This is a genomic window from Streptomyces sp. NBC_00094 (genome assembly GCF_026343125.1).
GTDB lineage: Bacteria > Actinomycetota > Actinomycetes > Streptomycetales > Streptomycetaceae > Streptomyces.
Genome location: NZ_JAPEMB010000001.1, coordinates 2742063 through 2755400 on the forward strand (window position 1 = coordinate 2742063; position 13338 = coordinate 2755400).

At 71.8% G+C, this 13338-nt stretch carries 10 protein-coding genes and 1 pseudogene; 5 read left to right on the forward strand and 6 right to left on the reverse strand.

Features of this window, described 5'->3' with window-relative positions; all coding sequences use genetic code 11:
• Positions 1 to 32 precede the first annotated feature (32 nt).
• The 4 genes from OG580_RS11795 to OG580_RS11810 form a co-directional block, all read right to left on the reverse strand.
• Positions 33 to 1052, reverse strand: coding sequence for a rod shape-determining protein (locus tag OG580_RS11795; protein WP_024755513.1), 1020 nt, complete (start codon positions 1050 to 1052; stop codon positions 33 to 35).
• 232 nt (positions 1053 to 1284) lie between these two features.
• Positions 1285 to 1698, reverse strand: a complete 414-nt coding sequence (gene ndk / locus OG580_RS11800) for a nucleoside-diphosphate kinase (protein ID WP_267043616.1) — start codon at positions 1696 to 1698, stop codon at positions 1285 to 1287.
• A 66-nt stretch (positions 1699 to 1764) separates the two neighbouring features.
• Entirely contained in the window at positions 1765 to 2139 is a 375-nt protein-coding gene (locus OG580_RS11805) for a DUF4233 domain-containing protein (RefSeq protein ID WP_267043617.1), read from the reverse strand.
• A 4-nt stretch (positions 2140 to 2143) separates the two neighbouring features.
• Positions 2144 to 3643 (reverse strand): folylpolyglutamate synthase/dihydrofolate synthase family protein, encoded by a 1500-nt coding sequence (locus OG580_RS11810; RefSeq protein ID WP_267043618.1) that lies wholly within the window; start codon positions 3641 to 3643, stop codon positions 2144 to 2146.
• A gap of 555 nt (positions 3644 to 4198) precedes the next feature.
• On the opposite strand from OG580_RS11810, the pseudogene OG580_RS11815 reads away from it, so the two are divergent.
• A pseudogene (locus OG580_RS11815) lies at positions 4199 to 4732 on the forward strand (rod shape-determining protein); the annotation flags it as partial.
• 50 nt (positions 4733 to 4782) lie between these two features.
• Here the strand turns inward: OG580_RS11815 and OG580_RS11820 are convergent.
• Complete coding sequence (locus OG580_RS11820; protein ID WP_267043619.1) at positions 4783 to 5922, reverse strand: sensor histidine kinase; 1140 nt, start codon at positions 5920 to 5922, stop codon at positions 4783 to 4785.
• Positions 5923 to 6024: 102 nt separating this feature from the next.
• Here OG580_RS11820 and OG580_RS11825 point away from each other — a divergent pair, with 102 nt between their 5' ends.
• The 4 genes from OG580_RS11825 (at position 6025) to OG580_RS11840 (ending at position 10625) form a co-directional block, all read left to right on the forward strand.
• Positions 6025 to 7170, forward strand: a complete 1146-nt coding sequence (locus tag OG580_RS11825) for a PAS domain-containing sensor histidine kinase (protein ID WP_267043620.1) — start codon at positions 6025 to 6027, stop codon at positions 7168 to 7170.
• A complete protein-coding gene (locus tag OG580_RS11830; RefSeq protein WP_267043621.1) occupies positions 7167 to 7904 on the forward strand; it encodes a response regulator transcription factor in 738 nt (245 codons plus the stop codon). The genes OG580_RS11825 and OG580_RS11830 overlap by 4 nt, the downstream gene beginning before the upstream one ends.
• A gap of 153 nt (positions 7905 to 8057) precedes the next feature.
• The gene (wecB, locus tag OG580_RS11835) at positions 8058 to 9224 is read left to right on the forward strand and encodes a non-hydrolyzing UDP-N-acetylglucosamine 2-epimerase (RefSeq protein WP_267043622.1); all 1167 of its coding nucleotides are present in this window, start codon (positions 8058 to 8060) and stop codon (positions 9222 to 9224) included.
• Between the two features lie 57 nt (positions 9225 to 9281).
• Entirely contained in the window at positions 9282 to 10625 is a 1344-nt protein-coding gene (locus OG580_RS11840; RefSeq protein ID WP_267043623.1) for a glycosyltransferase family 2 protein, read from the forward strand.
• A gap of 61 nt (positions 10626 to 10686) precedes the next feature.
• On the opposite strand, the gene OG580_RS11845 is transcribed toward OG580_RS11840, so the two are convergent.
• Positions 10687 to 13308, reverse strand: a complete 2622-nt coding sequence (locus tag OG580_RS11845; protein WP_267043624.1) for a valine--tRNA ligase — start codon at positions 13306 to 13308, stop codon at positions 10687 to 10689.
• Between the last annotated feature and the right edge of the window lie 30 nt (positions 13309 to 13338).

The following is a 13338-nucleotide window of genomic DNA, read 5'->3' on the forward strand; positions in this document are numbered from 1 at the left end:
TTTTTCTCTTGTGGGGTTCTGCTCGTACGGCGCTAGCGGCGCGGCTGGGCGTCCAGCACCTGCTGGAGGGCCTCGAACTCCTCCACGCACTTGCCGGCACCGAGCGCCACCGAGTCCAGCGGGTCCTCGGCGATGTGGATCGGCATACCGGTCTCGCGGCGGAGCCGCTCGTCGAGGCCGCGCAGCAGGGCGCCTCCACCGGTGAGAACGATGCCGCGGTCCATGACGTCACCGGAGAGCTCCGGCGGGCACTTGTCGAGGGTCGTCTTCACGGCGTCGACGATCGAGTTGACCGGCTCCTCGATGGCCTTGCGGACCTCGGCGGCGGAGATGACCACCGTCTTGGGCAGGCCGGAGACGAGGTCGCGGCCGCGGATCTCGGTGTGCTCGTCGTTGTCGAGGTCGTAGGCCGAGCCGATGGTGATCTTGATCTGCTCGGCGGTCCGCTCACCGAGGAGGAGCGAGTACTCCTTCTTGATGTGCTGGATGATCGCGTTGTCCAGCTCGTCGCCGGCGACCCGGATCGACTGTGCCGTGACGATTCCGCCGAGGGAGATGACGGCGACCTCGGTGGTGCCGCCGCCGATGTCGACGACCATGTTGCCGGTGGCCTCGTGGACGGGGAGACCCGAGCCGATGGCCGCCGCCATGGGCTCCTCGATGATGTGCACCTGGCGGGCACCGGCCTGCGTCGACGCCTCGATGACGGCACGGCGCTCCACGCCGGTGATGCCGGAGGGCACGCAGACCACGACCCGGGGGCGGGCCAGGTAGCGGCGCTTGTGGATCTTGAGGATGAAGTAGCGGAGCATCCGCTCGGTGATCTCGAAGTCGGCGATCACGCCGTCCTTGAGCGGGCGCACGGCGACGATGTTGCCGGGCGTCCGACCGATCATCTTCTTCGCCTCGGCACCGACCGCCAGGATGCCACCAGTGTTGGTGTTGATCGCGACGACGGACGGCTCGTTCAGAACGATGCCCCGCCCCCTGACGTACACCAGCGTGTTGGCGGTCCCGAGGTCGACAGCCATGTCACGGCCGATGAACGACATTGAGTTCCCCTTGATTTCCCATGGCCGAGAGTGATGCGGCGTGGAGTTTTCCATCGTAGTGCCGCCCGCGCGGATGCCGCGCGTTGGTCCACCTCTGTATCTGGTGACGGCAGGACGCGGCGATCCGTTCCCGGGATTGGCGTTCATATGCCTGGGGGCGACCGAAATTCCTTCGGTCGCCCCACAGGGTTGTGCCGATCGGCTGACGCCGAGTCAGCATCGGATCGTCGGATCAGACGAGACCCGGGAAGAAGATCTTCAGCTCACGGAGCGCGGACTCCTCGGAGTCCGAGGCGTGGATCAGGTTCTCGCGGACGATGGTGCCGAAGTCGCCGCGGATGGAACCGGGCGCGGCGGCGATCGGGTCGGTCGGGCCCGCGAGCTGGCGGACGCCCTCGATGACCCGCTCACCCTCGACGACGAGGGCGACGACGGGGCCGGAGGACATGAAGCCCATCAGCGGCTCGTAGAAGGGCTTGCCCTTGTGCTCGCCGTAGTGCTGCTCCAGCGTGTCCTGGTCCAGCTCGCGCAGCTCCAGGGCCGCGAGCGTCCAGCCGGCCTTGCGCTCGATACGACCGATGATCTCGCCGACCAGGCCACGGCGGACGGCGTCGGGCTTGAGCAGGACGAGCGTGCGCTGGCTCACGGGGGAACTCCTTCGGAAAAGCGGTGTGCGGGACCTCCGAGGCTACAGGGCCCGCACGCCCCTCGATTACGCAGCGTCAGGCCCTGCCGTGGCCTGTGCGGGCTGCGCGGCCTGCGATGCGGCCCAACGCGCCTTGATGTCGTCGACCTTCCGGCCGTAGTGCACCGAGGCCCACCACAGGACCGCGAAGGCCGCCCCGAGGAGGAACATGACCGGTACGAAGAAGCCGCTGGCGATCAGGCCGATCTGGAGGGCCCAGCCGAGCTGCACACCGCCGGGACGGGTGACCATCCCGCACAGCAGCACGGAGAACACCATCGCGACGCCGCAGACGGTCCAGACCGTGGACATGGCCAGGCTGTCGTCCTTCATGGCGACGAGACCGGCGAAGCCGATCACGAAGAACTCGCCGATGAGCGTCGAGGAACAGAGCATGCGCATCGGATCAGCCCCTTCGCAGCAGCAGCCGGGCGTCGCCGACCGTGAAGATCGAACCGGTCACGAGGACTCCCGCGCCGCCGTACTCGGCCTCTTCCTCCGCGAGGGTGATCGCCGCCTCGATCGCGTCGGGCAGCCGCGGCTCGACGACGACCCGCTCCTCGCCGAAGACCTCGACCGCGATCGCGGCGAGCTCGTCGACATCCGTGGCCCGCGGGTTGGAGTTCGTCGTGATCACGATCTCCGCGAAGATCGGCTCGAAGGCCTCGAGGAGACCGCGCGCGTCCTTGTCGGCGCTCGTGGAGACCACGCCGACGAGCCGCGAGAAGCCGAAGGACTCACTGACGCCCTCCGCCGTGGCCCGCGCGCCGTGCGGGTTGTGCGCGGCGTCCAGGATCACCGTCGGGGACGAGCGGACGATCTCCAGCCGGCCGGGCGAGGCCACCTGGGCGAACGCCCGGCGGACCGTGTCCGGGTCGAGGGTCCTCGCGTGCTCCGCGCCGATCCCGAAGAAGGCCTCGACCGCCGCGAGCGCGACCGCCGCGTTGCGCGCCTGGTGCGCTCCGTACAGCGGCAGGAAGACGCCCTCGTACTCGCCGGCGAGACCACGCAGCGTGAGGAGCTGGCCGCCGACCGCGACCTCGCGCGAGACGATGCCGAACTCCATGCCCTCGCGGGCGACGGTGGCATCCGCCTCGACGGCCTTCTTCAGCAGGACCTGCGCCGCGTCGACCGGCTGCTGGGCCAGGATCACGGTCGCGCCCTGCTTGATGATCCCGGACTTCTCGCCGGCGATCTCGGCGGTCGTCCCGCCGAGCCGGTCGGTGTGGTCCAGGTCGATCGGGGTGACGACGGCGACCGAGGCGTCGATGACGTTGGTCGCGTCCCACGTGCCGCCCATGCCGACCTCGACGACGGCCACGTCGACCGGGGCGTCGGCGAAGGCCGCGTACGCCATGCCGGTGAGGACCTCGAAGAAGGAGAGCCGGTACTCCTCGCGGGCGTCGACCAGCTCCACGTACGGCTTGACGTCCTCGTACGTCTCGACGAACCGCTCGGCGGAGATCGGGGCGCCGTCCAGGCTGATGCGCTCGGTGATCGTCTGCACGTGAGGCGAGGTGTACCGCCCGGTGCGCAGCTCGAAGGCGCCGAGCAGCGCCTCGATCATGCGGGCCGTCGACGTCTTGCCGTTGGTGCCGGTGATGTGGATCGAGGGGTACGCGCGCTGCGGATCGCCGAGCACGTCCATGAGGGCCGCGATCCGGGTGACCGAGGGCTCCAGCTTGGTCTCGCCCCAGCGGGTGGACAGCTCGGTCTCGACCTCGCGCAGCGCCTTGTCCAGCTCCGGGTCCTCGGGCCGGCTCGGCACGGGGTCGCCCTGGACCGGGCCCGCCTGTGCGCGCAGGGTGCGGCTGCCGGCCTCGATCACCGCCAGGTCGGGGTCACGATGGGTCTCGTTGTCGACGATGTCGTCGAACTGGTCACTCGGGTCGCTCGGCTCGCTCACGGGCCCAGTCTACGGAGGGGGCGACGCCAGGTTGTCTCGGGAGCGCTCGGGGGTCGCTTAGCTCGTTCGTGTGATGGTCGGCCTCCGGGCTTGCGGCGTCCTGGGCCGTTCGGGTTAGCGTGCTCACGTGATCTGGGACGCCGGGAACGGCGCCAGTGTGCGGGGCCCCTGCTCCACCAGAGTGATGGTTCAGGGCCTCCCCGTCGCCTTTGGCCGTACCCACTTGGCCAGATCGCGCAGGGAACCGACCTCCCGGGCCCGGACCACGTACAGGATGCGTGTCGCCGCCCCGGGGCTGAGTACGCCGGGGACCAGTGCGCCCAAGACCGTTCGGGGCGTGCGGCTGAGCGGTCCATTCCGCCCGGTCCAAAGGGACGGTACCGACAGGACCGTGGACCCGCCCCTCTGGGGCTTTCGGGTCCAGCGTCCCGGCGTAGCGGCCCGGCGGACTCGCCGATCTTGAGACATAGAGATCGGCCTCAGTCGGGCCAAAGCGCTCCTCTACGGCCTGCGGCCAGGACACGGCACTCGCCGCGCGAGGGGCGTCCCACCCGTGGCGGGATCGTCACGGCCCAGTCGCTGCGGGTGGGCGGCGACCGTCTCGACGCGGCCATCACCGACTTCGTACGCAAGGAGCGCTCGCTGCTCATCGGCGAGCGGACGGCCGAGGACGTCAAGGTCGCGATCGGCTCGGCGTGGCCGGTGCCCGGCGAGGAGGAGCGGGAGCGGCGGACCTTCACCGTGCGGGGGCGGGAGAAGGTCAGCGGGCTGCCCCGGACGGTGGAACTGACGGTGCCCGAGGTGCGGGAGGCGCTCGACGAGCCGGTGGAGGCGATCATCGCGGCGGTGCGGGCCACCCTGAAGGAGTGCCCGCCGGAGCTGTCCGGCGACGTGATGGAGCACGGCATCGTCCTGACCGGCGGCGGGGCGCTGCTGCCGGGCCTCGACCTGCGGCTGGCCTCGGCGACGGAGATCCCGGTCTTCGTCGCGGACCGGCCGCTGGACTGCGTGGCACTGGGCTCGGGGCGGTGCGTGGAGGACTTCGACAGTCTCCAGCGGGTCATGGGGAAGGCGGAGCGGGTCCGCTGACCGATGAGCGGTTCAGGCCCGTACCGACTAGCGGTTCAGGCCCGTACCGACTACCGGTTCAGGCCCGTCGGGAGCAGCGCCGTCACCACGTAGGCGCCGTCCTCGGGGCGGGCGTTCAGCGTGCCGCCCATGCTGGTGACCCGCTCCTCCATGGAGAGCAGGCCGGTCCCGGTCGAGACGGGCGCCGGGTCCGGCGGGGTCTTCGGCAGCGGGTTGCGCACCTCGATCCGCAGGTCGGGGCCGTCCACCGTGATCGCGACCGTCACCGGCAGGCCGGGCGCGTGCTTGGCGGTGTTCGTGAGGCACTCCCGGACGACCCGGTGGACGGCCGCCTGACGCAGCGGCGACAGCGCCTCGGCCGCGTCCGCGACCGTCAGGTCCACGGGGCTGCCCATCCGTTCGCTCTCCTCGGCGAGGGCGGCGAGCCCTTCGAGGCCGGGGGTGGCCGCGTTCCGGTCGGCCCGGCGCACGATCGTCTCGTTGAGCATGAGGTGGGCGCGGCGGGCCGTGTCCGCGAGCTCCTCGAAGTCCTTCCGGTGCGCCTCGCCCCTGGCCCGTACGGCGAGGACCTCGGCCCGTACCGCCAGGACGGTGAGCTCCCGGCCGACCAGGTCGTGGACGTCCCGGCCGACGGAGATCCGCTCCTCCTGGACGGCCTGCCGGGCGGCGGCCTCGCGGCGCTGGACCTCCAGGGCGCGGACGAGGTCCTGCCGGTACGCGGCGATGCCGACGCCCGCCGCGAGGACGCCGATCGGGACGACGATGCTCAGGAAGTCGCTCAGGGTGTCGCCGTGCCGGGCGGGCCAGCCGGGCGTGTTGAAGAGGGCGTACGCCACGCCGATGTAGAGCAGGGTGGCGACGACGGCGGCCCGCCGCCCCCGGAACCGGCCGATCGAGTACAGCGCGAACTGGACCATCGTCAGCTCGTGGAGCCAGCCCATCAGGACGAGCGCCACGAGGTACGGGATCCACGGCAGCCGGCGCCTGAGCACCAGCGTGGCCGCCCCGGACGCCAGGACGAGGGTCGCGGTGACCCCGGTGAGGGAGTTGTCGGCGCGGGCGAGTCCCGGCACGTCGAGGACCATCAGACCGAAGGCGCTGAGCGCGGTGACGACGTCGAGGGCGCGGGGCGAGACGGCCCACCGGTCCACGCAACGGCGCAGCGCGGGGACGGTGGGGAGTCGGGACATACCGTCCATCATCCAAGGTCTTTCGTCCCGAAGCCGTGGACCCGAAGTCCCTTCCGGTGTGAGATCAGGCACTTCGCCCATATTGCTGTTTGACTCAGAAATGTGCACGAAGCATCCCAGGAGCAACTGTCCTTCGCCGCAGCCGTCCTCGACGCCCTCCCCCAGGCGGCCCTCCTCCTCGACCGCGACCTGCGGATCGTCCGGGTCAACCGCCGCCTCACCACACTCCTGCGGCTGCCCGAGGGGCTCGACCTCTCCCCCGGTACGCCGCGGGAGCGGGTCCTCGGCCATCTGGCCGGGATGCTGGAGCGGCCGGAGGAGCGGGACCGTCTCCTGGAGGAGAGCGAGACGCACGGCCCCGTCACCCGAACCACCGACTACCACCTGCGGGACGGCCGGGTCCTGCGGCGCCGCCGGGCCCCGGTCGGCGACGGCGACCGTCCCCTCGGGCACCTGTGGCTCGTCGAGGACGTGACGCGGCAGCGCGAGGCGGAGGAGGACCTCTACGGGCAGGTACGGAAGCTGGCGGCGCTCGCCGACGAGCGGGCCGCCTTCGCCGGGCGGACCCTGCACGAGCTGCGGACCCCGCTCGCCACCGTCCTGAGCTTCGCCCAGCTGCTCCTCGAACCGGCCGGCGGACCGCTCAGCCCGGAGCAGGCCTCGTACGTGGACGCCATCCTCCGCAACGCGCTGCGGATGCGGTCGGTGGCCGAGGACCTGCCGAAGACGGCCGCCGGCGCGCCCCGCACCGAGCCACGGCTCGGCCAGGTCCTCGTCCACGAGCTGATCGAGCGCGTGGTCCTCGAAGCGCTCCAGCGGGCCGAGGGCACCGGCCCGTACGTGACGGCCGACTGCCCGCCCGTCGGCCCGCCGCTCGTGGCCGACGCGTTCATGCTGACGGGCGCCCTGGAGGAACTCCTCGGCAACGCGCTGCGCTTCACCCCGGAGGACGGCCGGGTCGAGGTCGTCGGCCGGCCCGCCCCCGACCACTGGACGATCCAGGTCAAGGACACCGGCATCGGAGTCCCCCTGGAGTACCACGAGGAGATCTTCACGCCCTTCGTCCGCGCGCCCAACGCCCGGCGCGAGGGCCACCCCGGCACCGGGCTCGGCCTGGCGGGCGCCCTGGACGCCGTACGCCTGCACGGCGGGACCATCCGGGTCCGCGACCGCGACGGGCAGCCGGGCGCGGTCTTCACCGTACGGCTGCCGGTCACCGGCCGCCGTGTCACCGGGACCCACCCGTGACCAGGCTGCTGATCGTGGAGGACGACCCGGACCTCGCGCTCGCCCTGCGGGTCCTCCTGACCCGGCGCGGGTACGAGGTCTCGCTCGCCGCCGACGGCCGCGAGGGGCTCCGGCTGCTCTTCGCGGAACGGCCGGCCCTGATGCTGCTCGACCTGCTGCTGCCCGCGCTCGACGGCTGGGAGGTCCTGGACCGCACCCGGGACATGAGCGACCTCCCGGTCCTCGTCCTCTCCGGCCTCGGCGCCGTCGACGACCGGGTCCGCGCGCTGCGCTCCGGCGCCGACGACTTCCTGGTCAAGCCCTTCGCCCACCCGGAGCTGCTGGCCCGCATCGAGGCCCTGCTCCGCAGGGCGGGCCCCCGGCAGTGGGCGGGCGAGGCCGTCGAGGAGGACCTGCGGCTGGTGCCGGAGCGGCGCGCCGCCCTCTGGCAGGGCGGCGAGATCCGGCTCAGCGACATCGAGTACCGGCTGCTCCAGCTCCTCGTCCGCAACCGGGGCCGGGTCGTCACCACCGAACAGCTCCTGGACCAGGTCTGGGACGACACGACGGCCATCGGCCGCGACCGGGTGAAGTTCGCGGTGCTCCGCCTCCGCCGCAAGCTCCGCACCGCCGGCGGCCCCTCCGCACGCGACCCCTTGGAGGCGGTACGGGGCCTGGGCTACCGCTACGAGAGCGCGGACCGCCCGGCGGCGCGCTCCCCCGGCGCGGCGGCGCACGGCACCGGCGGAGGGTGACGGGCGCCACCGCGGAATCGGGACGGAAGTCCCGGGCGGACCGGTCCGGAGGGCCCGGACGGACGTCCCGACCCTCCCCGCCCGGACCATGGCAACCGTTCCGCAACCGTGCGCCACCGGAGCGCGCGACCGTGGCCCGTCAGCGTCGACGGCATGAACACACTTCCTGCCCGCAGTGTCGCCGTCGTCCTCGGTACCCGCCCCGAGCTGGTCAAGCTCGCCGAGCTCATCAGGAGCCTCGGCCCGGCCGCCCGGGTCGTCCACACCGGCCAGCACTACGACGACGCGCTCTCCGGCAGCTTCCTCGACGAGCTGGGGCTGCCGGAGCCCGAGTACCTCACCGGGGTCGGCGGGCAGCCCCGGGCCGTCCAGGTGGCCGCCGCGCTCACCGGCCTCGACGAGCGGTTCGCGGCCGATCCGCCACTCGCCGTCGTCGTCCAGGGCGACACCAACGCCGCCCTCTCCGGCGCCCTCGCCGCCAACGCCCGCGACCTGCCGCTCGTCCACGTCGAGGCGGGGCTGCGCAGCCACGACCGGGCCATGCCCGAGGAGCACAACCGGGTCCTCATCGACCGGCTCGCCGACGTCCTGTGCGCGGCCACCCCCGACAACCGCGAGCTGCTGCTCGCCGAGGGCGTGCCCGAGGAGCGGATCGCCGTCACCGGCAACACCGTCGTCGAGGCGGTCCACGACCACCTGCCGCCGCCGGAGGAGCGGGCGCGCCTGCTCGCCGTCAGCGGCCTGGTCCCCGACGGCTACGTCCTGGCGACCGTCCACCGGCCCGAGAACACCGACGACCCCGCCTCGCTCGCCGCCGTCCTCACCGAGTTGGCCGAGCTGTCCCGCGAGCTGCCGGTCGTCCTCCCCCTCCACCCCCGCACCCGCGCCCGGATCGAGGCGGCGGGCCTGCTGTCGCTCCTCGACGGGCTGACGGTGCTGCCCCCGGCCGGGTACGGCACCTTCCTCGCCCTGGCCCGGCACGCGGCGCTGATCGTCTCGGACTCCGGCGGCATCCAGGAGGAGACGACGGTCCTCGGCCGCCCGCTCGTGGTCGTCCGCCGCTCCACCGAACGCCCCGAGTCGCTCACCGACTTCGCCGACCTCGTCGAGCCCGGTCCCGGGATCGGCGAGGCGGCCCGCCGCCGCCTCGCGGAGGGCGGGCTCGGGCTGCGCCGCCTGGGCACGCTCCCCAGCCCGTACGGCGACGGCACCGCCTCCGACCGGATCGCCGGGCTCCTCAGGGACCTGGTCGCCGAGCACGCCACGGACGCGACCGTCCCGGCCCCGCGCACGACGGCGCCCCACGCCACGGCGGCCTGAGCCCCCCGCGCACCGCCCGAGCGCCCCGAACCTCCCCCACCCCACCCGGAGACCCCCATGAGCCTCCACCTCCTGCTGTACGTCTTCCCGTTCCTCCTCCTCGCCGGCTTCCTCGCCTACTGGGCGGGCTCCCGGTACGCCTACGCGCGCCGCCGCCCCTCCGAGACCGGCGACCCCGCCGCGTACGACTGGCACTTCTTCGTCCCCTGCCGCGACGAGGAGGCCGTCATCGCGACCACCGTCACCCGGCTGCGGACCGACTTCCCCACCGCCCACGTCTGGGTCATCGACGACGCGAGCGACGACCTCACCGCCCCGATCGTCACCTCGCTCGCCGGCCGGGACCCCCGCATCCACCTCGTCTCCCGGACGCGACCCGACGCCCGCATCGGCAAGGGCGCGGCCCTCAACGCCGCCTACGCGGCGCTCGACACCCACCTCGGCGACGTCGACCGGACCCGCGTGATCGTCTGCGTCGTCGACGCCGACGGCCAGGTCTCGCCCGACGCCCTCGCCCACGTCAGCGGCCCCGACGCCTTCGCCGACCCCGACATGGGCGGTGTACAGATCGGCGTACGGATGCGGAACGTCGACGACGAACGACCCCTGGAACACCGGGGCCGGCTCGCCAACGCCTACGCCCGTCTCCTCATCCGTATGCAGGACGTCGAGTTCGCCGTCTCCAACACCGGCATGCAGCTCCTGCGCCGCCGCACCGGCTCGGTCGGCCTCGGCGGCAACGGCCAGTTCACCCGCCTCACCGCCCTCGACCGGATCGCCGCCGCCGAGCGCCGCCCGTGGCAGCAGGACGCCCTCCTGGAGGACTACGAACTCGGCCTGCACATGCGCCTCGCCGGTTACCAGGTCACCCACGTCGCCGACACCTGGGTCAGCCAGGAGGCACTCCCCTACACGCGCCGCTTCCTCACCCAGCGCACCCGTTGGGCCCAGGGCAACATCACCTGCGTCCGGTACGCGAACCGCATCATCGGCTCCCGCCACTACAAGGCCCGGGGCGTCCTGGAATCCCTCTACACCTTCTTCCAGCCCATCGCCCACCTGGCGACCCTGCTCCTCACCGCGGTCATGCTGGTCGCCCTCGTCCTCGGCGGGAGCGCGGCCGACGTGATGCTCTCCGCGTGGCCCCTCGCCCTCGCTCTGGCCGTCGTCTCGATCGTCCCCTTCCTCCTCTGGGGCCCGGTCTACCGCCGCGAGTTCGCCCCGGACCGCTCCCGCGTCAAGGGCCTCCTGTGGGGCTTCGCACTCTGGCTGTACGCGTACCACCTGTTCATCGTCTCGGCGCGCGGCTTCGTCCGTCTCGTCCGCGGCCGGACCGGCTGGGCCAAGACCCGCCGCAACTCCGAGACCGCCGGTGTCGGCCCGATCGCCACGGAGTCCTGACGACGGGTACGCGGAAGGGGCCCGGACCGTGTACCGGTCCGGGCCCCTTCCGCGTACCGTGCTACGCCTGCGGCAGGGTCGCCAGCTGCGTCTGGATACGGGCGATGTCCTCGTCCGCCTTGGCGAGGCGGGTCCGGATCTTGTCGACCACGTTGTCCGGGGCCTTGGCGAGGAAGGCCTCGTTGCCGAGCTTCCCGTTCGCCTGGGCCTTCTCCTTCTCGGCGGCCGCGAGGTCCTTCGCGAGGCGCTTGCGCTCGGCGGCCACGTCGATCGTGCCCGACAGGTCGAGCGCGACGGTGGCGCCGGCGACCGGCAGGGAGGCGGTGGCGGAGAAGCCCTCGCCCTCCGGCTGGAGGCGCAGGATCTGGCGGATGGCCCCCTCGTGCGCGGCGAGCGAGGTGCCGTCGAGCGTGAGGCGGGCGGGTACCTTCTGGGCGTCCTGGAGGCCCTGTTCCTTGCGGAACCGGCGGACCTCGGTGATGACCCGCTGGACCAGCGCGATCTCCTGCTCGGCGGCCGCGTCGCGGAAGCCGCTGTCCTTCGGCCAGTCGGCGATCACCACGGACTCGCCGCCGGTCAGCGTGGTCCACAGCGTCTCGGTGACGAACGGGACGACCGGGTGCAGCAGGCGCAGCATGACGTCGAGGACCTCGCCGAGGACCCGGCCGGAGACCCGGGCGCCCTCGCCGCCGGCGAAGAACGTCGTCTTCGACAGCTCGACGTACCAGTCGAAGACCTCGTCCCACGCGAAGTGGTAGAGGGCGTCCGACAGCTTCGAGAACTGGTAGTCGTCGTAGAACGCGTCGACCTCGGAGACCGTCTTGTTGAGCCGCGACAGGATCCAGCGGTCGGTCGCCGACATCTCCGAGGGGTCCGGCAGCGGGCCCTCGACGGTGGCGCCGTTCATCAGCGCGAAGCGCGTGGCGTTCCAGATCTTGTTGGCGAACTTGCTGGAGGCCTGGACCCAGTCCTCGCCGATCGGGACGTCGACGCCCGGGTTCGCGCCACGGGCCAGGGTGAAGCGGACCGCGTCGGAGCCGTACGTGTCCATCCAGTCCAGCGGGTTGACCACGTTGCCGAAGGACTTCGACATCTTCTTGCCGTTCTGGTCACGGACCATGCCGTGCAGGGCGATGGTGTGGAACGGCGGGGTGCCGTCCATCGCGTACAGACCGAACATCATCATCCGGGCGACCCAGAAGAAGAGGATGTCGTAGCCGGTGACCAGGACGGAGTTCGGGTAGAACTTCGCGAGGCTCTCGGTCTTCTCGGGCCAGCCGAGCGTGGAGAACGGCCACAGGCCCGAGGAGAACCAGGTGTCCAGGACGTCCGTGTCCTGGTGCCAGCCCTCGCCCGTCGGCGGCTGCTCGTCCGGTCCGACGCAGACGATCTCGCCGTTCGGGCCGTACCAGACCGGGATGCGGTGGCCCCACCACAGCTGGCGCGAGATGCACCAGTCGTGCAGGTTGTCGACCCAGTCGAAGTACCGCTTCTCCATCTCCTGCGGGTGGATCTTGACCTTGCCGTCGCGGACCGCGTCACCGGCGGCCTGCGCGAGCGGGCCGACCTTGACCCACCACTGCATCGACAGGCGCGGCTCGATGGTGGTCTTGCAGCGCGAGCAGTGGCCGACGGAGTGGGTGTACGGGCGCTTCTCGGCGACGATCCGGCCCTCGGCGCGCAGCGCGGCGACGATGGCGGAACGGGCCTCCAGGCGGTCCAGGCCCAGGAAGGGGCCGTGGACGGTGATGACCGCGCGCTCGTCCATGACGGCGAGGTTCGGCAGGTTGTGGCGCTGGCCGATCTCGAAGTCGTTCGGGTCGTGCGCCGGGGTCACCTTGACGGCGCCGGTGCCGAACTCGGGGTCGACGTGGGTGTCGGCGACGACCGGGATCGTACGGTCGGTCAGCGGCAGCTTGATCTGCTTGCCGACCAGGTGCTTGTAGCGCTCGTCGTCGGGGTGGACGGCGACGGCCGTGTCGCCGAGCATCGTCTCGGCGCGGGTGGTGGCGACGACCAGGGACTCGTCCCCCTCGCCGTACCGGATGGAGACGAGCTCGCCGTCGTCGTCCTGGTACTCGACCTCGATGTCCGAGATGGCCGTCAGACAGCGCGGGCACCAGTTGATGATGCGCTCGGCGCGGTAGATCAGCTCGTCGTCGTAGAGCTTCTTGAAGATGGTCTGGACGGCCTGGGACAGGCCCTCGTCCATGGTGAAGCGCTCACGGGACCAGGCGACGCCGTCACCCAGACGCTTCATCTGGCCGGAGATCTGGCCACCGGACTCGGCCTTCCACTGCCAGACGCGCTCGACGAACGCCTCGCGGCCCAGGTCGTGGCGGGACTTGCCCTCCTTGGCGAGCTCGCGCTCGACGACGTTCTGGGTGGCGATGCCGGCGTGGTCCATGCCCGGCTGCCACAGCGTCTCGAAGCCCTGCATCCGCTTGCGGCGGGTGAGGGCGTCGATCAGCGTGTGCTCGAAGGCGTGGCCCAGGTGCAGCGATCCGGTGACGTTCGGCGGCGGGATGACGATCGTGTACGGCGGCTTCTCGCTGTTCGCGTCCGCCTCGAAGTACCCGCGCTCTACCCAGCGCTCGTACAGCGGCCCCTCTACCTCGGCCGGCGCGTACTGGGTCGGCAGTTCGGTGGTGGGCGCTGTCTGCTGCTGAGTGTTCTCGGTCACGGGGCCAGTTTAGGGGTGTTGCCGCCCTGT